The following is a 21,672-nucleotide window of genomic DNA, read 5'->3' on the forward strand; positions in this document are numbered from 1 at the left end:
CTTAGCGGTCGTCAATCTTCACCGTTCTTGCGCCGACATGAAGTGCCCGGCCGGCGCCCATTCCCATGATCGCCACGCCGATGCCAAGGACGATGAAGAGAACGGAACTCGCGGCAAAGCTGCCGGTCCAGCTGCGGATGAAGCCGACGAGCAATGGGCCGATGGCGGCGAGCACGTATCCGACGCCCTGGGCCATGCCCGAAAGATGCGCGGCGACATGGGAATCGGGCGAGCGCAGCACGATGAGGGTCATCGCTGCGGCGATCAGGCCGCCCTGTCCGATTCCCTGAAGAACGGCCCAGACGAGCACCGTCGAAAGCGGCGCGAAAAGGATGCCGATCAGCGCGATGACGGCGGCGGCGACGAGCGCCACGCAGACGGCGCGCTGGTCGCGCCGTCGGACGGCGAAGGAAGGCACAGCCAAGCAGGTGACGACCTGCATCATGATCGACGCGGATACGACGGCGCCGGCGGTTGCAGCATCGAGGCCGCGCTCGCGAAGGATCGGCGCCATCCAGCCGAAGACGCAATAGGCGAGCGCCGACTGCAGCCCCATGAACAACGTTACCTGCCAGGCGAGGCGATCGCGCCAGAGGCCGACGACGCGGAAGCCGGTATGACGCGCCTGCGCCTTGCCGCGCAAGGCCTGCGGCGCCCAGATCAAAAGCACGATCAGGGCAGGCACGGCCCAGGCGGCGAGCGCGCCGGACCAGGATCCGACCACATGATGCTCGATCGAAAGCGTCAGGCCGGCGGCGCTGGCAGCACCCGCGCAGAGCGCCATGGTGTAGAGGCCCGTCATCATCGCGGCCCGATCGGGGAAGTCCCGCTTGACGAGGCCGGGGAGAAGCACGTTGCCGACCGCGATCGCCGCACCGGCGGCGAAGGTCGCGATGAACAGCAACGGCACGGACTGGACGCCGCGCAGGCCGGTGCCCAGCGTCAGGAGCAACAGCACACCCAGAAGTGTGCGCTCGGCGCCGAAGCGTTGGGCGAGCTTTGGTGCAAGGGGCGCGAAGATGCCGAGGCAGACCACCGGCAGGGTGGTAAGCACGCTGGCGCCGGCGGTTGACAGGCCGGTTGCCTGCATCACCTCGGGCAGCAGCACCGAGAGGCTCGAAAACAGCGGCCGCAGGTTGAAGGCGATCAGGACGAGGCTCACGCCGAGAAGGATGCGGGCACGGCGGCTCAAGACCGGCGGTTGCGGTGCCGGCAGGCTGTCGGCCTCGGCGTCGATCAGCTGGTCTTCGAGGTCGAGTGGCTCGGCCGTCTCGGCCTTGTGAGGGTCGCGAAAAGTCTGGTTCATTGGGTCAAGAGCCGATCAAGTTCAGTGAGGACGGGCGCCATGAACGCCCGCACGGAGGCTGCGGCCTTGTCCGGATCACTGGTTGCAATCGCCTCGACGATCGCCGCATGCGCCCGGTCGTCCGGCTCGGGCAGATCGCCGCGAAGGGTCGAGTGGATGGTTTCGAGGATGGCCGAGGTAAAGAAATCATAGAGCTCGACGATCGCCCTGTTGCCCGATGCCTCGACGATCGATCTGTGGAAGGCGATGTCGCGTTGACCGAAGGCGTCGCGTCCACCATCGGTCACGGTGCCGCGGGCGCCAAGCAGCTTGAGCATGCGATCGAGGTCTTCAGGCGTATGGCGCAGCGCCGCCAGCCGTGCCGCCTCGACGTCGAGTGCCGCGCGTGCTTCCCACTGATCGCGAAGACCTGTGCGTTTGACCCGGTCGAGTGCGCCCGAGGCATCGACGGTGGAACGGACATAGGTGCCAGAGCCTTGGCGGGCGTCGAGCAGGCCCTTCGAGATTAGCACTCGAACGGCCTCACGCACGGTGCCGCGGCTGACCGCCAGCAGTTCCGTGAGCGCCGTCTCATTAGGTATCCGCTCGCCGACGGCCCAGCGGCCGCTGAGGATTTCCGCCCGCAGGCTTTCAGCCGCGCTTTCAGCGAGATTGGTGCGATTAATCGGTTGCATCGTCTGGTCATCAAGTCATCAGATGATTTTACCGATAAGCCGAGTTGATGCGCGAGTCAATCAGGGTAAGGCGCAGCCGAGGCCGAGCGGCGGTGAGTTCTTCCGCTGCGATCTGTCATTTCGGAAAAGCAACAGCCAGCGCTGCCGGCGGAGACCGGGAGCACTGACGTGAAGGATCGACTTGCGTGGGCCGCAATGCCGCCGAACGGCTATCTCAGTTGAGCCTGAGGTCGAGGCCTGGGTGCAGCTTCTTGAGGTTTGGCAAAGATTTCGATTGCCACGGGATTTCGGAGGTCCCGCGCACCGTCAATTGCACGTTCGGGCGGTTGCGCGCCTCGATCGTCAGCTTGGCGAGCAAGTTGATCCCGGACGAGTTCAGAAACTGCAGTTCCGTGAGATCGATGGTGATGTGCTCAGGCTCGGTCTCCAGCACGCCCATGACGGTCGAGAAGATGGGGGCATAGGCTTCCGTTCCTGACAGCCGCATGGTGCCTTCGAAATGGATATCGTTGCCTTCGGACCAAACGCGATACTCTTCTTCGTCCTTATTTTCCATGTTCACCGGCTCATCAGTTCGAGAGGTCTGGGACCGCAATGGAGGCATAGGTCTCCAGCGAGGTTTCTCCGTCGTCTCCCTGGGCACCAAAAACCCAAGCGAAACGAACGCCATAATCGCTCATCAGCGTCAAAAGACCAAGCCCCGAGCCGCTCTTGCCGAGCCCGTTTGCATTGGCTTCGATACGCTCGATGAGCAGGTCTCCGGGGTCGCCGTCGGCGATCTCGGAAAGCAGGTCCTGAAAGCGCGCAGCCGTCTCGTTGTCGATGACGTTGGAGACTTTCGTGCGAAAGCTGTTGGCTTCGAGAGCGGCTTCTACAATAACCACACCGGAGGCGCGGAACTTCACCGCGTTCTCCACCAGCTCGTTGGTCAGGTAGCCGATGTTGTGCCGGACTTCCCGATAGGTATTGCGCGAGGCGCGATAGCGTAGCGCCGCGAGCTCGGCCACGAAATCCGAAGCCATCGCGCAATGCTTCCAACTGAGGTCGAGCGGGCCGTCATAGAGGCGCAGTCGCGTCATCCTCTGGTGGGCGCCGATCGTCAGGTCCGCCAGTCCGTAGAGCGTGGTCATCTGATCACCTGTGTCTCATGACGACGAGCGTGATGTCGTCGTAAATCTTCTGCTTGCCGATATGCGCCATCAGGTCCTCGATGATACCCGATTTGACGTCCTCGGCGCTCTGTCCGTAAAACTTCCCGGCACTCTCGCACAGTCGCTCGATGCCAAACAATTCGCCCTTGGCGTTCGCCGCCTCGGTCACGCCGTCCGTGTGCAGCACGATCATGTCGCCGCGGCCGAAGGAAATCTCGCGGGTGGCAACAAAGCGCGAAATGTCCGATTCCAGCCCGATCGGCAGGCCGAGGTCGAGCGTGTCGATCCGTTCGATTTCCGCACCCTTGCGCACGACAATCAGTTCCTCGTGCTGCCCCGACAGCGTCAGGCGGCCAGCGTCGTAATCGAGGAAGGCCAGCGACAGATGCTTGTCGGTATTGGTCCGCACGATGTTCTTGTATATGGCGCGGTTGAGCCGGTTGAGGAACACTTCAGGGTCCATGTCGCCGGCTTCCTGCAAGGCACGGGCGACGGACTGCACCATCAGCATCAGCACACCGCTTTCAAGGCCATGACCGGTCACGTCGCCGATGCCGATCTTGAGCCGCTCGCCGTCCCGCAGCACGTCGTAGTAGTCGCCCCCCACCTCGTCGGCCGGGCGCATATAGGCAGCGATTTCGAGGTCGGCGATTTCAGCGAGCTCACCGGCCTTCGGCAGCACCATCATCTGGATCTGCTTGGCGACAGCGAGTTCGGCGCCAAGGCGCAGGTTCTCGCTGCGCAGTTGGGTATTCAGCGTCGAAATCTGATGGTTGGCGTCCTCGAGCTGCTTGGTGCGTTCGGTCACCAGGTTTTCGAGGTTCTCGGTGTGGTAGCTGATCTCCTCGGCCATTCGATTGAACGCGATACCGGCTTCACCGACTTCGTCGCGCGTCGTGATGGGCACCCGGACGGAATAGTCCTTCGCCTCGATGCTGGTTGCCGCTTCGGCGAGTGCGCTGATGCCACGCGTAACCCGCTTGGAAATACCGAACACGGCGAGCGTGACGAACAGCAGCGAAGCGAGCAGCGCCAGGATCTGGTAGATCAAGATGCGGTTCGTCGCTTCAGAGATACTCGCCTGTGCCGCAAACAGCGAGGCATAGATCTCCCGCTCCGGCACCACGATGCCGATCGACATGGTCTCGCGGCGCACAGGGCCGGACACCCAGAGGTTCTCCGGCTCGAGCTGCTTCAGGAGCATGAGATAGGGGACTTTCTCACCGCCCTCGTCGAGCAGCACCCGCTGAATGGCGCCATCGGTGCCAAGCGGCAGCTCTGCGATTGCGGGCTGCACACTGCGGCGCAGCGAACGCTCCAACCCGGTAACGCCCTGTCCACCCGTGTCGCTGGACCGCCTCAGACCGATCACCTTTTCGCCGACCGGATTGATGGCAAGCACGTTGCCGTCGGACATCGCCAGAAACCCGAAGCCGCTGTCGCCGACCTTGACGCTTTCGACCACCTCGGCCAGTTGGTCGAGGGTGATGTCGGTTCCGGTCGCTCCGGCGACACGCTTGCGGTCAGGCGTCCAGAGCGGTTGGAAGAAACTGACGATCAGCTTGCCCGAGGCGGCATCGGTGTAAGGCGCCGTCTGTGTGGTATCGGCTGCAACGGGCCTGAGGCTTGGATTCTTCGCCCATTCCTCCCAGGACTCGTAGAGGCCGGGGAAGAAGAAGTTCCAGAAGTTGGCCGCGTTGTGGCCGGGGTAGAGACGGTCGAACGTCTGCGCCTGATCGGCATAGGGCGCCATCCGCAAGATCGGCCGTTCCTTTGGCCCGACGTAGTACATCTGCAGTTTGGACCGGCCGTGCGCAAGCAGGGCGGGCGCGACCAGATCGAGAACGGCGCTGTTCTCGATGTCGGTCTGCACCTCGGGAAGTGGCCGGTGGTCGGGGCCCAGGAGATAGCTCCAAACGCTGACGCTCGAGAGCGGACCCCGAAGGTTCTGCGCCCACCCACCTTTGGAATCGTATTCCACGGTCACGGATTCCGGTGCATGCCGGGCAAGTGCCTCTCCGACGTCGGAGCGGCGCACTGGGCGGTCGATCTGCGCCTGGAGCACGCCCGCGAGCGTGGCGACGTCGGCGTGAACCTGGCCGAGCAAAAGATTAACCCGCGCGGCCGTCGATTCCGCGTAGGTGAGCATGTAGTCTTCGTTGGCCTTTTGCAGGCCCTGTCCGACCTCGGTTGTCGCGTCGCGCGACAGCCTTTGAACGTTCCAGAGCGCCAGACCGCCTGTCAGCAGGAGGTCAAAGAGCACGGCGCTGCCGACGACCAGCACGAACTTGGCGCGGAAGGATCTCAAGCCGAACCGGGGACGTTGGATAGTGCTCGCGTTCATAGTGGTTTGCGCCCGGACGCTGCCCAGATCGGCCAGCCCGCATAACCCTTTGGATGCAGTGCAGCGAAGATGTGATCCCGGAAGCCCTGGCGGAACCGCTCGATGAATTCGGGTGCTTCGCCGTGCCTCACCGCCATGTCCGCAAACATCTTCTCCCAGCCGGCGATGATATCGGCGAAATCCTGTGGGTCACCGTCCAGATTGGTGACCATAAAGGATTCGACCAGGATGTCGTCGAAGCCCGTGTCGGCGAGATAGCGCCTGCTCTTCGGCCCGAACTCCACATCTATCTCGAAATTGCTCAATAGCCGTGCGAGCTCATTGTAGGTCCATTGGATGCTTTGCGCCCGCGGTTCGCCGAGGCAGTGCGAGTTCTTCTCGTTGGTGATGTAGACACGGCCGCCCGGCTTCACGATCCGATAGAGTTCCTTGAGAAGCAGCTCCGGCTGATTGAAGACCTGCAGCGAGTGGCGGCAGCTCACGAAGTCGAACTGGTTGTCCTCAAGCAGCATCTCCGACGCGTCGCCGTAGGTGTATTCGATACCCGTCACGCCGAACTCGGCGGCCACGTTGCGGGCATAGGCGAGGCTCGGCTTCGAGTGGTCGAGGGCGACGATCCGCGACGGCAGGAACTCCTTCTGCGCGAGCACGGCGAAATCGCCGATGCCGCAGCAGATGTCGGCCATGGCGATGCCCGGCCGCATGCCGTGGCGCGGCAGGATGTCTCGTTCGTGGCGCCAGGTCAATTTCGTCTGCGCGCGCAGGATTGGAATGAAGCTCGTATCCTCGAAGTAGTCCTGGCCGGGATAGAACATCGAATCATAGACCTCGACGGAGATCTGCGGCTCGATTGTGCTCAGGTGCCGGAACATGCGCGTCGTCCAGCTGACGACGCTCGAAGTGACGACGATCAGGCGCAGGTCCGACCGCTCCCGGCAGGCGTCGAGGGCGACCCGGATGAAGGCCTGGAAGGCCGTGTTGTTCATCTGGATGAGGCGCTTCACATCGATGTAGAGAACGCCGCGCACCGCATCGATCGCTTCCCGCAGCGCGTGAATGCTCTCGGCGATTTCATCGATCGAACGCGGCCGGATCGTCCCGGCGAGCGAGAAGACCTGGCTGTTCGGATCGAAGTCGACCTTGAAGCGCTGAGTAAGGCCCGCCGCGATCAACTCACCATTCCTTCAAGAGGAAGGTCCACGATCAGGGTGATTGCCGGCGCCGCATCCTCGTCAAGCCGGAGGCGGGCGTCATAGTTGACCGCGAGGTCCAGAAGCACCGATTCCCGGCTGGGGGCAAGATCGTTGGAAATGGCGTCGAGATAGCGGGCCTGGGCATCGCTCTCACGGGTTCTCGATACCGCCTCGCGATAGAAGCGCACCTGGGCCGGCGGGCATGGAAAGCTCAGCTGAACCCGTTCCGTGGCGCCTTGGCGATAGATCGACAGGCCAATCTTCCCGTCGGTGGTACCGCCGCGAAACGAAACTTCGAGAAGCTCGTTCAAGGCGGAGGAGAAGAAGTTCGAATGCCTCACAGGATCGGTTCTGTTGTGGCTGATCATGCGGGCAAGGTAGCTCGAAACATGGTCGCAGTGATGCCAGTCCGAGAGGAAATCTTCCATCTCCATATCGAACTGCAGCAGGGGCTCGAAAGCCGCCTCCGTGGTCTTATTGACAGTTGCACCCATACAGCAATGTCCTCCGCACCCCGAACTCTGCCACGGCCATAACGCAGTTTCTATAATGATTTGTAACCAGGTACCCCCCGGATCTTGCACGTGAACAACCCAGGTTTTGCGCCGCGTTTCACGGCGCGCAACGCACGGATGCCGCTAGAGCGTCGCCATTGCCGACGAGCGGCGGAGATAGGCGCCGATCGCTTCAGCCGGCATGGGCATGCCCAGGAAATAGCCCTGCAGCCGGTCGCATCCCTCTTTTCGCAGCCAGACCGCCTGTCCCATCGTTTCCACGCCTTCGGCGGTGACCCGCATGCCAAGGCCATGCGCAAGCCCGATGATCGATCGAACGATTGTCTGGCTCTTCTCGTCGCTCTCGAGGTCCTTGATGAAATATCGGTCGATCTTGATTGTGTCGAAGGGGAAGTTCTTGAGGTAGCTGAGTGAGGAGTAGAAGGTGCCGAAATCGTCGAGCGAGATCTGGATGCCCAGCACGTTCAGCGTATTCAGCGTGTCCAGATTGTTGGTGGTGCGCTCAAGCAGGACCGTTTCCGTAACTTCCAACTCGAGCCGATCAGCCCTGAGGCCCGCCATGTCGAGCGCCTGGGCGATGCGGTCGGTCAGTCCCTCCCGCAGGAATTCGGCCGGCGACAGATTGACGGCGACGGTGAAGTGCGACGGCCAGGTGGCGGCCTGCCGGCAGGCCTCTTCCAGCACCCATTGGCCGATCTCGTTCATCAATCCGTCGGCTTCCGCCATGGGAATGAAGACGTTGGGTGGGATGACACCCACCAGCGGATGGTGCCAGCGCACCAGCGCTTCGAAGCCGACGATCGAGAACGGCGGTTCGACGAGCGGCTGGTACTCGATGGAAAACTGATTGTCCTGCAGCGCGGTGCGCAGGCTGCGACGCAGCATTTCCCGCTGCTCCAGCACGATCAGCATCGAGCGGCTGAACGTTTTTGCGCGTCCCCGTCCGTCCTTCTTTGCGGCATAGAGGGCGATGTCCGCCGCCTTCATCAACTGCTCGATCTCGTTGCCATCATTGGGAGCTATGGCAATGCCGATGCTGGCGCCGACGAAAACCGCGATGCCGTCGATCGTGAACGGCTCATTGAACGACTGGATCAAGGCCTCTGCAAGATATTCGGCATCCGTCGGCTGATCGCTGTGGCGCTGGATGACGGCGAATTCGTCACCGGCGAGGCGATAGGCCACCTCGCCATCGCGGAGCGCGCCGCGAATGCGCTCGGCCGCCATCTTGAGCACGGCGTCGCCGGCGCCGTGGCCGAGCGTATCGTTGACCGGCTTGAAATCGTCGAGGTCGATCTGCATCAGTGCCAGCTTTTCGCCGGGCGTCGGCAGGATGTTCTGCAGGTCGTCGCTGAATTGGCGGCGATTAGGCAGGCCCGTCAGCACATCGTGCGTTGCCTGGTGCAGGAGCAGCGCCCGTTCGCTCTCGCCATGGCTGCCGACCTCGCGGCGTGTCGAGCGGCCGCTGGTTTCGAGCACGCCGATGCCGCGCAAGGCGCGGAAGACCAGAAGCGTGCGCTTGGACTTGGTGTTGGCGTCGATGACTTCGACGCTTCTGGGCACGCCGTTTGCGATCACGGACGCGACCGTCGCCTTTGAGGCAGGGGCCAGCAGTTCGGGATAGAGGTGCCACAAGGTTGCATCGACCAGCGTCCCGACTTCGTAGGTCTCCTGGAGCGCCGGCGACGCGCCGGTCAGGTGGAACGCCTCGTCGTAGAACGAGAGGATGTCATCGGCGTTGGCCGCGACGGGATCTTGCACTGAAGCTGAAGCAGACAAGTTTGCGTCAGTGTCCGGCATACTTGCCTTTCCCTTTCTGTTCCGAACTCGCCCGGGGACAGCAGCGGTCGCGGCTCCCGGGGACACCGCCACGCGCGGCATTGCGGCGTGGGTCGTCCTTCTCCAAAGCTATCGCGCGACGTATCCGGGTCAATGCCCTTGCCGCACGCTGATAATGGCCTGTGGAAACCTCGCTTCGAAACATGGCGAGCTTGGCGTGGCAGCCATTGCCCCGCACGGTTGTATATGAGCTCCTTCTTTTATCATTTACCATCATTGCATGCAATTTGGTGTCGGTTCGATCCTGCGCCAAAGGTTGGCCCATACAGCAATCCCATTGCAGGACAGCGGCCTGAAGCACGGTTTGCGGCGCTAGGTCGACCTCGCGGGCCTCGACGAATGGTTGATTTGGACGGGCGAGCGGCGGGTTCCGTTTTCCTCCGGTGCCGGTTAACCATAAAAGAAGAAATCGGGGGATTGGACGGCCGCTCTCCGGTTCATAACGGCGCCTTGGCACATCGTGCTCAAGGATCGGCCGCCTGGTTGAGGCGGCCGGCCCTTGAACGGTGATCAGTGCGTGCCCAGAATCACGTCGGTCTTCTGGAAGGTCCGCACGTCGATCAGGCCCTTGTCGGAAATCCTGAGTTCCGGGATGACGACGAGCGCCAGCAGCGAGTGCTGCATATAGGCGTTGTTCAGCCGGCAGCCGCAGGCGCGCATGGCCTCGACGATGGCAGCGGCCTTCTCGGCGACGACCTCTGCCCGCTGATCCGACATCAGCCCGGCGACGGGCAGCTCTACCAGGGCCAGTTCGCGGCCTTCCTTGATGACGACGATGCCGCCGCCGACCTCGTGCAGCCGGTTGGCGGCCTTGGCCATGTCCGCCTTGTTCGTGCCGACGACGATCATGTGGTGGCTGTCATGCGCGACCGTGCTCGCCATGGCGCAATCGCTGTCATAGCCGAAGCCGGAGACGAAGGCGTTGACCACGTCGCCGGTGCCGCGGTGGCGCTCGACGAGTGCGATCTGGCAGACGTCGTTGGCCCGGTCCATCTGCACGAGGCCGTTCTCGATTGCGACTTCGGCCTGAAGCGCCCGCGTCGGCGCCTGGTTCTCGACGACGCCGATCACGTTGACCCGCGCGCGTGTCGCCCGCGCATTGGATGGGATGTCGAAATCCGCCGCGGCCAGCACCCGGCCGAGATGTACGGTGTTGCAGGCGCTTTCCGGATAGACGTAGGCTGGGATATCGCGCACCAGCGCGCCATTCTCCGCCATCAGTTCGCCACGGGCAAAGACCATTTCGATCGGCAATGCGGCAAGGTCGGAGGTCACGATCAGGTCTGCGCGCCGGCCCGGCGCGATGGAGCCGATTTCGCGCTCCAGGCCGAAGTGCTGGGCGGTGTTGAGCGTCGCCATCTGGATCGCGGTGACGGGCTTCAGACCTTGTGCGATCGCATGGCGGACCACGCGGTTCATGTGCCCGTCGTGAACCAGTGTGCCGGAATGGCTGTCGTCGGTGCAGAGCAGGAAGTTGCGCGGGTCGAGGCCGGATTCGGTGACGGCCTTGATCTGTGCCGCAACGTCGTACCAGGCGGAGCCGAGGCGCAGCATGGCGCGCATGCCCTGGCGTACACGGGCGATCGCGTCGTCGACCGTCGTGCCTTCATGGTCGTCGGCCGGGCCGCCGGCGGCATAGGCGTGGAACTCGCGGCCGAGATGCGGCGAGGCATAGTGCCCACCGACGGTGAGCCGGGCATCCTGGGTGGCGGCGATCTCGGCCATCATCTTCGGGTCATTTCCGGCGACGCCGGGGAAATTCATCATCTCGCCAAGGCCGATGACGTTCGGCCAAGCGAGCGCTTCCGCGACATCCTGCGCGGAAAGTTCGGCGCCGGCGGTTTCAAGGCCCGGCGCGCTCGGCACGCAGCTCGGCACCTGGACGAGTACGTTGATCGGCAGGCTCTGGGCCTCCTCGTTCATCAGCCGGACGCCGTCGAGGCCGAGCACGTTGGCGATCTCGTGCGGGTCGATGAACATGGTGGTGGTGCCGTGCGGGATGACCGCGCGGCCAAATTCGGTGACGGTGACGAGACCGCTTTCCACATGCATGTGCGCGTCGCAGAGGCCGGGTACGAGATAGCGGCCGGCGGCGTCGACCACCTTGGTGCCCTCGCCGATCGTATGGCTCGCATCTGGCCCGACATAGGCGAAGCGGCCCTCTTTGACGGCGATATCGGTTCCGGGGATGATCTCGCCGGAATAGACATTGACCCATTTGCCGTTGCGGATCACGAGATCGGCGGGCTTGCGGCCCATGGCGACGTCGACCAGTTCGGGTGCGGTCTTCGACCAGGATTGAAGCATGACAGTTTCCTTCGGATGGGCGATGTCGGCGCCCTGGCATCGAGGGCGCCGAAGGATTTCTGGCGGTTACTGGGTCTGGGCGACGAGCGCTGCGGCAAGCAGGGCGACGAACCACATGACCGGTCTTACATCGCCGGCCCGGCCGCAGACCAGCTTGATCAGCACATAGGCGATGATCGCAAGCGACAGGCCGAGCGTGATCGAGAAGGTGAGCGGGATCAAGACGATCGCAAGGAAGGCAGGGATCGCCTCGTCGAGCGCGCTCCAGCGGATGTTGCTGATCGGTTCCGACATGAACAGACCGGTAAGGATCAGCACCGGTGCGGTCGCGACCGCCGGCACCAGGGAAAGCAGCGGCGACAGGAACAGGAAAGGCACGAAGAGAAGACCCGCGACCAGCGCGACGAGGCCGGTGCGTCCGCCCTGCTGGATGCCGGCACCAGATTCGAGATAGACGGTCGCCGGGCTGGTGCCGAGCGGTGCGGAAATCAGCGCCGCGATGGCGTCGACATGCATCGATTCCCGGATGTTGCGCGGCATGCCGGTCTCGTCCTTGAGGTCGGCCGCTTCCGCGAGGCCAAGGAATGTCGAGAGCGCCTCGATGAAGTTGGTGAACAGGAAGACGAAGATGAAAGGCAGGTAGATCAGGTTCAGCGCGCCCAGAAGATCGATCTGGCCCACGAAGCTGAAATCCGGTGCAGCGGAAAAGCCGCTCCAGTTGACGAGCGTGTGCACATCGGGCGTCTCCGGCCAGAACGCAGCTCCGTCGCCCCACCAGCGGCCGATCGGGATCGACAGGACGGTGGTGAGGATCATGCCGGCCATCATCGCGCCGGGGATCCGTCGCACCACGAGAGCGACCGTCAGGATGAAGCCGGCGATGAAGGTGAGCGTCACCGGATTGAACTGCGTCAGGCCGACGATGGTGTCGGGGTTGGCGACGATGAACTTGGCGTTCTCCAGGCCGATCAGCGCGATGAACAAGCCGATGCCGCAGGCAATGCCGTAGCGCAGATCGACCGGGATCGCCTCGATGATCGTCTGGCGCAGGTTGAAGAAGGCCATGACGGTGAAGAGCACGCCGGCCCAGAAGACGCAGCCGAGCGCGACCTCGAGCGGAACCTTGGCACCGACCACCATCGTATAGGCAAAGAGCGCATTGATGCCCATGCCGGGCGCCACCAGGATGGGGCTGCGCGCATAAAGCCCCATGGCGCAACTGCCGATGAAGCTGACAAGCACGGTCGCCGTCACGCCTGCCGAAAACGGAATGCCGGCATGGGCGAGGATCGACGGGTTGACGACGATCACGTAGGAGGCGGCGAGAAAGGTCGTAAGACCCGCGAGGATCTCCGTGCGGACGGTCGAGCCGAAGCGCGAGATCTGGAAGTAGCGGTCGAGAAGCGCGTGAAACCAGGATCCCCCCGGGCCCGGCGCCGCCTCCACGGACTTGTTCTGAATGTTCATTTTGTTCCCCTTTTTTGAAACGACGAAGGGGGGCCGGTCAAACCGGCCCCCCTTGAGCACTATTCCGCGGCTTCGGCGCGCTCGTCTCCGCTTGCGGGCGAAAACGGCGAGATCACCTTCAGCCCGACGCAGTCGACGACACCGAGATCGGTGATCGCATATTCCGGGATCGCGGTGATCTGCAACACGAACATGTACATGAAGGGCCAGGGCAACGGGCAGCCGAGCGCACGGGCCGCATCGTCGAGCTGGTCTTCCAGCGCCGCCATCTCGGCCGGTTCGATGTCGGAGACGATCCCGCCGATCGGCAGGTGCAGGAAGGCTTCGACCTTGCCGTTTCTGACCACGACCTGGCCGCCATTGTTGGCGATCAGGTGGTTGATGGCGATGCGCATGTCGTCGAGATCGGCGCCGATGCAGATGATGTTGTTGTCATCGGGCGCGGTGGAGCTGGCGATCGCGCCTTGCTTGAGGCCGAAGCCGGAGGCAAAGGCGACCGGGCGGTTGCTCGTCTTGCCGTACCGTTCGACGACGGTGACGTATTGCACGTCCCTTGCCGGATCGGCGAGGACCTGGCCATCCTTGACCGCAAGTGTCACGTCGCGGCGGGTCCGCACGAAGATCTTTTCCGGGGTGACGGCGATCGCCATGGCGTCCGCCGTTTCGCCGGCGCCGTGATAGGCGACCTTGAGATCGCCGGGCTGGAGCGGCGCGACCTTGACCGAATTGAGAAGGGCGACGCTGCGCTGCGGCGGGATCAGTTCGATCGCCATCTTGCCGTCACGAGCGACGACTTCGCCCTTGGCGACGACGGTTTCGATGCTGAAGTTGCGCAGGTCGTCGACGAGCAGGATATCGGCGGCGCGGCCGGGCGAGATCGAGCCGACCTTGTCGTCGATCCTGAGCGCATCGGCGCCGTTGATGGTCGCCATCTGGATCGCTGCCATCGGCGAAATGCCCATGGCGATCGCCATGCGCACCATGTTGTCGAGATGGCCGCGCTTGAGGATGTCGCTCGCTACCACGTCGTCGGTGCAGAAGCTGATGCGGCGCAGCGCCTTGACGCCCATCTCGGTGACGATGCGCAGGTTGTCGGCGAGGAAGTGCGAGATCGAGGATTCGCGTACGACGACATGCATGCCGGCGCGCAGCTTTTCGAGCATCTCCTCGGGCGTGTAGCTCTCATGGTCGGCGCGCACGCCGGACTGCTGGTAGCCGTTGAGCCGCGCCCCGCGGGTCATCGGGCAGCAGCCGAGCACGGGAAGCCGGCTCTTTTCGGCAAGTTCGAGCGCCGCCAGAACGTCGGTGTCTTCTTCCTGGATGAATTCGCGCACGGTCTCCCAGATGCCGACGCATTCCGGCCAGTGGTGCGTCGCCTGGTGATCGGCCGGGCTGAAATAGTGGCCGACAGTCGAACGCGGCATGGTGTAGGGCGTCTTGCACGGCGCGCCCCAGAATACCCTAAGCGGCGTTTGCTTGGCTTCATCGAGGAACTCGCGCGCGGCGGCGGGGCCGCCGACGACGATGATCTGGTCGAGACCGGTGACGATCGAGGTGGTGCCGAGCGGCACGACAGCCTTGGCAAAGCTCGTCAGCGACATCTTCGAGCATTCGACATGCAGATGCCCGTCGATCATGCCGGGTGCCAGGTACTTGCCGGTGGCGTCGACGATCTTCGTCTCTGGCCCGATATAGTCGGTGATGTCGCCGACCGCGATGATGCGCTCGCCATAGACGGCAACGTCGGCCTGATAGATCTCTTCCGAAACGACGTTGACCAGGCGACCGCCGCGGATCGCCAGGGTTGCCTTGCCGCCGGTGCCGGATGCGGCGCGAATGAATTCTCTGATATCGCTCACTGGAACCTCTTCTCCCTTAGCTCTAGTGAATATTCCCAATTCCCACTCGTTTACACAATGGGCCGAAATAGGCTAATCTCTGGACATATCGTACAAGATTTTGGACGAAATATGGATCTCTCGCTTATCGACTGCTTTGTGAAAGTTGCGGATTCCCGTTCGATTTCAGCGGCTTCCAGGCGTCATCGCCTGCCGAAATCGACGCTCAGCCACAAGATCCGACAATTGGAGGATGAGTTCGGCATCGAGCTCTTCGTGCGCGAGGGGCACCAACTGCATGTGACCGATGCCGGCGCGGAGTTCCTGCGCTACGCCCGACTGATCCAGTCGAACTGCGACGATGCGGCGACGGCGATGGCGGAGATGCGCCAGGAGGTGGCGGGCACGCTGCGCGTGGGCTCGACCGGCGAATTCGGCACGACGATCACCTCTGAGCTGCTCTACGCCTTTCGCCAGCAATATCCGCAGGTCAATCTCGACGTCGTGTTCCTCTCCTCACGCCAACCCTTTTCCGATGTCACCGAACAGGCGCTTGACGGCATTTTCCACTGGGGCGAGCCTTCTGATGTCGACTATATCAGCCGCAGACTTTCTGTCTCGTCCTACGGCCTCTTCGCCAGCCCGCAATACATCGCCCGACACGGCCAGCCGGATAGTCCGGATGCGCTTGCCGGCCACCGCGGCCTCGTCTTCCGCCAGCCGACGCGGTTGCAGTCTTGGTATCTGACGCAGGCAGGGGACGACGAAGTGGATCTCTTGCCGACCGCGACCTGCACCACCAACGACTACTGGACGATCAAGTACTTCGCGGTTGCCGGTGAGGGCATCGCCTATCTGCCCGATTTCTTCGTCGAGACCGAGCGGCAGGCGGGCCTGCTGGAGCCGGTGCTACCAGACTGGCGCTCGCCGCAGACGGCGATCAACCTCATCTATTCGCGCCGCCGGCACGTCTCGAAGCGGTTCAAGGCCTTCGTCGATTTCTGCATCGACTTCTACCGCGATCGGGACCGGGTGAAGATCCCGCGCTACTACGTGGAGCGTGTCAGCCTCTAGAGGCGAGGCGGAACCATGCAGCGGTGCTTCTACCCCAGCAACGAAGGCAACACGCTGGCGCCATCGACATTGCCGCCGCAGAGCAGGACGACATTCGTCTGGCCGGCGCATCTTCCTGCGATCTGCCGGAAGCCAGCAAGTGCGAGAGCTGCCGCTCCTTCGACCAACATATGCTCATCGAGAAGCACGTCCCGCATCGCCGCGGCAATCTCGGCTTCGGAGCAGGTCACGACCTCATCGACGACGGCCATCGCAAGCCCGAGTGTCATGCTGTCTTCGTCAAGACCGCCGGCGACGGCATCGGCGAGCGTGTCGAGGTGTTCGGTTTCGACCACGCGGCCAGCCTTCATCGAAGCCGCGAGCGCCGCCGAATATGCGGCGGAGACGCCGATGACGCGGGTCAACGGGCTGAAGCTCTTCAGCACCGAGCCTATGCCGCTGATCAGTCCGCCACCGCCCATGGCGATGAAGACATTGTCGATGCGCTCGGCCTGCTCCAGCAGTTCAAGCGCAATCGTGCCCTGGCCGGCGATGATTTCCGGGTCGTTGTAGGGCGAGACGTAGCCGAGCTTTTCGGTCGCGGCCAGTTGCTGCGCATGCTGTTCGGCAAGCCCGGTTTCGGAACCGTGGAGGACGACGTTGACACCGTAGGCGCGGATGCGCTCCAGCTTCGCCGTCTTGACGATTTCGGGCAGCACGACCGTCAGTTTCTGGCCGATCGCGCTTGCTGCATGGGCAGCGCCAATGCCGTGATTGCCGGAAGAGGCGGTGATCACCGGACGGTCCCTGGGCAGCGACGTCATTTTGCTCGCAGCACCCCGGATCTTAAAGGAACCGGTCAGCTGCAGGTTTTCCGCCTTGAACAGTACCGACGACGATGCCTGTTGCCCGGTCGTGCGCGAGGGGATCAGCGGCGTCTCATAGATGAAGGGGCGGATGCGCTGGCGTGCGCGGACAGCGCGTGCGGCCGTGTCGAGGACGTCTTTGGTCATGCGGTTGTTCCTTGGGCGCGGCCGAGCAGGCCGAGTTCATCGAGCACGGTGCGGGCGATGGCGATGTCCTGCGTCGCGATCCCCGTCAGGTCGGCGATGGTGATGTCGCGGTCCGAGCGCCGGCCTTCGGCCGCACCGGAAAGGATCGCGCCGAGCGCGACACAGCGGTCCACGCCGATCAGCCCGGCGCGCGCCGCCGCGGAGAGTTCGCCATGGTCAAGGCATTGCTCGGCGAGATCGACGACCAGCCGGTCGGCGCGCGCAACGAGGGCAATGTCGAGTTCCTGCTTAGCGGGTGCGTCCGCACCCATGGCGGTGACATGGGTGCCAGGCGCGATCCAGTCCGATCGGATCAGCGGCTCCTTCGATGGCGTCGTGGTCACGATCGCATCGGACTGGCGGCAGAGCGTCTCGAGATCGGTTGTCGCCGCGATGGAAAGGTCAAGCTCCGCCAGATCGGCAAGCACGGCGTTTGCCCGTTCCATGGATCGCCCCCAGACCGTGAACCGCAGTGGACGACCCGCGAGCGCGGCAAGCGCCTGGATCTGGATGCGCGCCTGCGTGCCGGTACCGACGATCCCGACCCTTCGCGCGTCCTTGCGCCAGAGCGCCATGGTCGCGATCGCGCCGCCGATGCCGGTGCGCAGATCGGTGAGCAGACCCTTGTCGTCGAGCACGGCCACCACGTCGCCGGTCTCCGAGGATACCGCGACCATCATGCCGTTGCTCGAGGGCAATCCCTTGGCCGGATTGTCGTAGAAACCGGAGGCGATCTTCACGACGAAGATCGGATCGCCTTCGATGTAGCCGTACTTGATGTGGCAATCCGCATTGCGACCAGGAAGCGGTAGATAACCGACCGGCGGCAGGTTGGCGCGACCGTCGGTGACCGCGATATAGGCATCGCGGATGGCCGGTGCGGCGAGCGTCAGCAACGGTAGCTCGGCCAGTCTTTCTCGGTCGATGACGATCATGGCGCACTGTCCTTGCTCAGATATTTATAGACGGTCGCCCGGCCCATGCCGAGGATTCGCGAGATGTAGGACGCGGCGTTCTTGCCGCCGAAGGCGCCGTTTGACGAAAGGGCGATGACCAGTTCTTGCTTGTCGGTGCGGCTCAGGGTCGAGATCGTCAGCCCGCGCGCTGCGGTCCACTGCTGGACGTATTCGTTGACGCGTTCGTGCCAGTCCTCCCGAAACAGGCTCTCCGGCTTGTCAGCGTCGACGGGAACGCGGACGAGCGCGTTGAGCGTGCGGAGTGCTGCATGGAAGTCCGAGACGTCGGCATTGATGCAGAGCACGCCGATCGCCCTGCCGGCCGTATCACGCAGCACCGCGCTGATCGCCTTGATCGACCGGCCGTCCCAGTTGACCTTTTCGTAGGGGCCGATGATCGCATCGCCTTGCCGGAAGCCGATTTCGCTCAGCAGCGAGGGCTCGCCGATCTCGCGCTTGGAGAAGTTGCCGGCGAAGTGGACGACGGTTTCGGTTGCGAGGTCATGCAGCACGACTTCGGCATAGGGCTGGAACAGCAAGGCGACCGCGTCGCAGACCAGGCTATAAGGGCGGAGTTCTGGGGTCACGGTATTCCTCTTCCTCGATGGCGTCCCTTAAAACATGCGTAGACGAAATTGTCTATATTGGATTTATAGTCTGAAATTGGTGCCGCCCTAAACGACAACAGCGGCGCGCGATGAGTTCGCGCGCCGCTGTCCAAGCAGCCGACAGGGAGGGGATCAGCTAGCTCGTCGCGGTCTTCATGCGCTTTGCCTTCCTCCAGCCGACAACAAGCGGCATCACGGCCATGGCGCCCGCCAGGATCCAGAGGATGATCGAGATCTTGCTCTGGAACAGGATCGAGATGTCGCCGCCGCTGATCGCTAGTGCATTGCGCAGGTTCACCTCCATCACATGCCCGAGCACAAAGCCGAGGATGATCGGCGCCATGTCGAAGCCGGCCTTTCTAAGCAGCCAGCCGATGACGCCGATGCCGAGCATCAGGAGGATCGAGAACACCGACGCGTGGGTGGAATAGACGCCGACAACCGAGAGCACGAGGATGCCCGGAACCAGCAACCAGTTCGGTACCGTCAAAACGCGAGCGAAGATGTTGACCAGCGGCAGGTTGAGGAGAAGAAGCAGCACGTTGCCGATGAACAGCGACGCGACAAGGCCGCCGACCACTTCAGGTCGTTCGGTGATCAGCATCGGGCCCGGCTGGATGTTGTAGAGCATCAGCGCGCCGAGCATGACGGCGGTCGTGCCGGAGCCGGGCACGCCGAGCGTCAGCATCGGCACGAAGGCACCACAGGCGGTGGCGTTGTTGGCCGCCTCCGGTGCCGTGAGACCACGCACGTCTCCCTTGCCGAAGGTGCCCTCGGTGTCGGAGATCCGCTTTTCCGTGGTGTAGGAAACCGCGCTCGATACCGATGCGCCGGTGCCGGGCAGCACGCCGACGATGAAGCCGATGACCGAGCCGCGCAGCGTCGCGCCGACGGACTTGCGGATGTCGTCGAGGCGGGCGGTCATGCGACCGAGTTCGCGGATGACCGTGACGCCGCTTGCCTGGTGCTCGAGGATCAGCAGCGCCTCGGACACCGAGAACAGGCCGATGACCAGCACGACGAATTCGATGCCGTCACCGAGTTCCGGCTCGTTGAAGGTGAAGCGGTAGGCGCCGGAGGTGGCGTCAAGGCCGACAGTCGCAAGCATCAGCCCGAGGGTGCAGCCGATCAGCGTCTTTACCGGCTGGCTGCCGACCATGGAGCCGAGTGTGGCGAAGGCAAAGACCATCAGCACGAAATATTCGGCCGGGCCGAAGCCGATCGCGAGGCCCGCAAGCAGCGGCGCAAACAGCGCAAGCCCGACGGCGCCGAAGACGCCGCCGACGAAGGAGGAGAGGCCCGAGAGCATCAGCGCTTCGCCGGCGCGGCCCTGGCGGGCCATCGGGTTGCCGTCGAGCGCCGTCATCACGGCGCCGGCATCGCCCGGCACGTTCAGAAGGATCGAGGAGATCCGGCCGCCATACTCGGCGCCGCAATAGACGGCGGCGAGCAGGATCATCGTGCTTTCAGCCGGCAGTCTCATCGTATAGGCGATCGGGATCAGGAGCGCGATGCCGTTGATCGGTCCGATCGCCGGTAGCGCGCCGACGAGGGTGCCGATGAAGCAGCCTGCGAGACCGATGAGCAGGTTCTGCATCGTCAGGGCGACGGTAAAACCGTTCCAGAGATATTCGAGATTCATGGGTTTAACTCCTTGACCGGCGGATCAGCCGAACAGCCGGCCGGCGGGCAGATAGACGTCGAGCAGGTAGGAAAAGACGAACCACCAGAGGACCGCCTGTCCGACGCCGCCGATCAGGGCGAGACGCAGCGGCGCGCCGAAGATCCAGCCGACGCCGAAGGTCAGCAGGAAGATCGAGGCGGCAAAGCCGGCGGGCTCCAGAAGCAGTGCCGATGCAAGAAGCAGGAGCGGTACTGCAACGATCTTCACGAGAAGCTGCCCCCGCGGAAAGGCTTCGGCCGTTCCGGGGTTTTTCAGGTAGAAGAGGCAAAGCACCGCGAGGGTGATGGCGAGCAGTACCGGCACGACGCGTGGACCGAGCGGGTCCGAGGCGAAGGCATATTCGATCTGGCTGCCGCCGATGCCATAGGCAATAGCCAGCGCGAGCATCACGAGCCCGCCGATCCTGCCGATCAGGGAGGATGAGGATGGAGTGTCTGACATGTTGGGTTTCCCGATGATCACGTCGTCACGGAAAACGGGCATTCCTTCACGGCCGGATCGGATCGCCCGGTGCCTATGTGCCCGCAGGATGATGGCGATCGGAGCGGGAGGTCGTCCCGCTCCGATCCTCGGCATTACATGCCGGCTTCCTTGGCGATGATCTTGAAGCGCGCCACGTCCGCCTTGACCTGCTGGTCGAAGGCATCGCCCACCTGGTTGTATTCGTAGAGACCGCGCGCCTCGCGCTCCTTCACGAATTCCGGCGTTGCGACGAGCTTGGTGAAGGCGTCGGCCCACCATTTGTAGTCCGCGTCGGAGACGTCCTTGCCGACATAATAGCCGCGCCAGACCGGCCATTCGATGTCGACGCCCTGTTCCTTGGCGGTCGGCACTTCGGCAAGTTCGCCGGGAAGGCGCTCGGGCGCCATGACGGCGAGCACGCGGACCTTGCCGGCGGCATGGTGCTTGGACATTTCCGCCGCATCGCCGGCGCCGACCTTGACGTGGCCACCTTCGAGCGCCGTCAGCACCGCACCGCCGCCTTCGAGCGCCACATAGCGCATCTGCTTCGGCTCCTGTCCGGCAGCCTTTGCCAAGAGCGAACCCTTCATCCAGTCCTGTGAGCCGACGGCGCCGCCGCCGGCAACCGAAAAGTCGGTCGGGTTTGCCTTGTAGGCCGCGATCAGTTCGCCAAGCGTCTTGTAGGGCGAATCGGCGGCAACGACGAGCACGCCGTAGTCGGCGCCGAGCGCGCCGAGCCAACGCACGGCCGTTTCGTCATATTGCCCGAACTTGCCCTGGGCGATCAGAAGCGCCGAGCCGGACGAGGCCGCGGTGATCAGGTTGCCGTCGGTTCCGCGCTTGCCGATGACGTGGTTGTAGGCAACTGCACCGACCCCGCCTTCCATGTAGGTGACGGCCATCGGCTTGCCGATGATCTTGGCTTCGAGCAGCGCATTGGCGGCAAGCCGGCAGGTGAGGTCGAAGCCGCCGCCGGGCTTGGCGCCGGCGAGGCACTCGGGCTTCGTAGGCTCGGCGCCGGCCGGCGATGCAACGGCGGCAAAAAGCCCGGCCGCCAGAAGGGTCTTTACGAGGGTTCGGGTCATGGTCTCTCTCCCATCCATGAGTTGTTCTTTCGAAGGCGCTGTCGCGCGCCTGCCCCACCGTGACATCCAGGGCCCGGACGGGCATCGACCAGCATCGACGGACCGCGTGGCGGCCGCCTGAAAATGCCTCGGCGATGA

General features: G+C 63.6%; 18 protein-coding genes. 1 reads left to right on the forward strand and 17 read right to left on the reverse strand.

All coding sequences use genetic code 11. The features are described from left to right. Position 1: 1 nt before the first annotated feature. The 11 genes from I8N66_RS03405 to I8N66_RS03455 all read right to left on the reverse strand — a co-directional run bounded on the left by I8N66_RS03405 (position 2) and on the right by I8N66_RS03455 (position 14,655). Positions 2-1,306 (reverse strand): CynX/NimT family MFS transporter, encoded by a 1,305-nt coding sequence (locus I8N66_RS03405; protein WP_291149681.1) that lies wholly within the window; start codon positions 1,304-1,306, stop codon positions 2-4. Then, the gene (locus I8N66_RS03410) at positions 1,303-1,980 is read right to left on the reverse strand and encodes a FadR/GntR family transcriptional regulator (protein WP_291149684.1); all 678 of its coding nucleotides are present in this window, start codon (positions 1,978-1,980) and stop codon (positions 1,303-1,305) included. The genes I8N66_RS03405 and I8N66_RS03410 overlap by 4 nt, the downstream gene beginning before the upstream one ends. Positions 1,981-2,194: 214 nt before the next feature. Further along, on the reverse strand, positions 2,195-2,536 hold the full coding sequence (locus I8N66_RS03415) for an STAS domain-containing protein (protein ID WP_291149687.1): 342 nt from the start codon (positions 2,534-2,536) through the stop codon (positions 2,195-2,197). A 13-nt stretch (positions 2,537-2,549) separates the two neighbouring features. Next, on the reverse strand, positions 2,550-3,110 hold the full coding sequence (locus tag I8N66_RS03420) for an ATP-binding protein (RefSeq protein WP_291149688.1): 561 nt from the start codon (positions 3,108-3,110) through the stop codon (positions 2,550-2,552). Between the two features lie 4 nt (positions 3,111-3,114). Then, a complete protein-coding gene (locus I8N66_RS03425; RefSeq protein ID WP_113539733.1) occupies positions 3,115-5,475 on the reverse strand; it encodes a SpoIIE family protein phosphatase in 2,361 nt (786 codons plus the stop codon). Continuing rightward, on the reverse strand, positions 5,472-6,647 hold the full coding sequence (locus I8N66_RS03430; RefSeq protein WP_291149691.1) for a class I SAM-dependent methyltransferase: 1,176 nt from the start codon (positions 6,645-6,647) through the stop codon (positions 5,472-5,474). Before I8N66_RS03430 ends, I8N66_RS03425 begins: the two co-directional genes overlap by 4 nt. Then, entirely contained in the window at positions 6,644-7,162 is a 519-nt protein-coding gene (locus tag I8N66_RS03435) for a ubiquinone biosynthesis methyltransferase UbiE (protein WP_223728474.1), read from the reverse strand. Before I8N66_RS03435 ends, I8N66_RS03430 begins: the two co-directional genes overlap by 4 nt. Before the next feature lie 144 nt (positions 7,163-7,306). Further along, the gene (locus tag I8N66_RS03440; protein WP_113539730.1) at positions 7,307-8,983 is read right to left on the reverse strand and encodes an EAL domain-containing protein; all 1,677 of its coding nucleotides are present in this window, start codon (positions 8,981-8,983) and stop codon (positions 7,307-7,309) included. Positions 8,984-9,532: 549 nt separating this feature from the next. After that, positions 9,533-11,329 carry an adenine deaminase gene (ade, locus tag I8N66_RS03445; protein WP_291149699.1) on the reverse strand — a complete coding sequence of 599 codons (1,797 nt, stop codon included), beginning with the start codon at positions 11,327-11,329 and terminating at the stop codon, positions 9,533-9,535. Between the two features lie 66 nt (positions 11,330-11,395). Then, positions 11,396-12,796: an NCS2 family permease gene (locus I8N66_RS03450; RefSeq protein ID WP_291149702.1), complete on the reverse strand. Its 1,401-nt coding sequence runs from the start codon at positions 12,794-12,796 to the stop codon at positions 11,396-11,398. Positions 12,797-12,855: 59 nt separating this feature from the next. Further along, positions 12,856-14,655, reverse strand: a complete 1,800-nt coding sequence (locus I8N66_RS03455; protein ID WP_291149705.1) for an adenine deaminase — start codon at positions 14,653-14,655, stop codon at positions 12,856-12,858. 111 nt (positions 14,656-14,766) lie between these two features. Between I8N66_RS03455 and I8N66_RS03460 the strand changes: the two genes are divergently transcribed. Beyond that, entirely contained in the window at positions 14,767-15,708 is a 942-nt protein-coding gene (locus I8N66_RS03460) for a LysR family transcriptional regulator (RefSeq protein WP_291149708.1), read from the forward strand. 29 nt (positions 15,709-15,737) lie between these two features. Here I8N66_RS03460 and I8N66_RS03465 read toward each other — a convergent pair whose 3' ends face one another. The 6 genes from I8N66_RS03465 to I8N66_RS03490 form a co-directional block, all read right to left on the reverse strand. Continuing rightward, positions 15,738-16,700, reverse strand: a complete 963-nt coding sequence (locus tag I8N66_RS03465) for a pyridoxal-phosphate dependent enzyme (protein ID WP_291149711.1) — start codon at positions 16,698-16,700, stop codon at positions 15,738-15,740. Further along, positions 16,697-17,674 carry an ornithine cyclodeaminase family protein gene (locus I8N66_RS03470; protein WP_291149714.1) on the reverse strand — a complete coding sequence of 326 codons (978 nt, stop codon included), beginning with the start codon at positions 17,672-17,674 and terminating at the stop codon, positions 16,697-16,699. Before I8N66_RS03470 ends, I8N66_RS03465 begins: the two co-directional genes overlap by 4 nt. Then, positions 17,671-18,282, reverse strand: a complete 612-nt coding sequence (locus tag I8N66_RS03475; protein WP_291149717.1) for a PAS domain-containing protein — start codon at positions 18,280-18,282, stop codon at positions 17,671-17,673. Before I8N66_RS03475 ends, I8N66_RS03470 begins: the two co-directional genes overlap by 4 nt. A gap of 157 nt (positions 18,283-18,439) precedes the next feature. Further along, entirely contained in the window at positions 18,440-19,945 is a 1,506-nt protein-coding gene (locus I8N66_RS03480) for a tripartite tricarboxylate transporter permease (RefSeq protein ID WP_291149720.1), read from the reverse strand. 24 nt (positions 19,946-19,969) lie between these two features. After that, positions 19,970-20,428 carry a tripartite tricarboxylate transporter TctB family protein gene (locus I8N66_RS03485; RefSeq protein ID WP_113539859.1) on the reverse strand — a complete coding sequence of 153 codons (459 nt, stop codon included), beginning with the start codon at positions 20,426-20,428 and terminating at the stop codon, positions 19,970-19,972. Between the two features lie 134 nt (positions 20,429-20,562). Continuing rightward, positions 20,563-21,534: a tripartite tricarboxylate transporter substrate-binding protein gene (locus I8N66_RS03490; protein ID WP_113539723.1), complete on the reverse strand. Its 972-nt coding sequence runs from the start codon at positions 21,532-21,534 to the stop codon at positions 20,563-20,565. Between the last annotated feature and the right edge of the window lie 138 nt (positions 21,535-21,672).

The organism is Ensifer sp. SSB1 (genome assembly GCF_016652895.1).
GTDB lineage: Bacteria > Pseudomonadota > Alphaproteobacteria > Rhizobiales > Rhizobiaceae > Ensifer.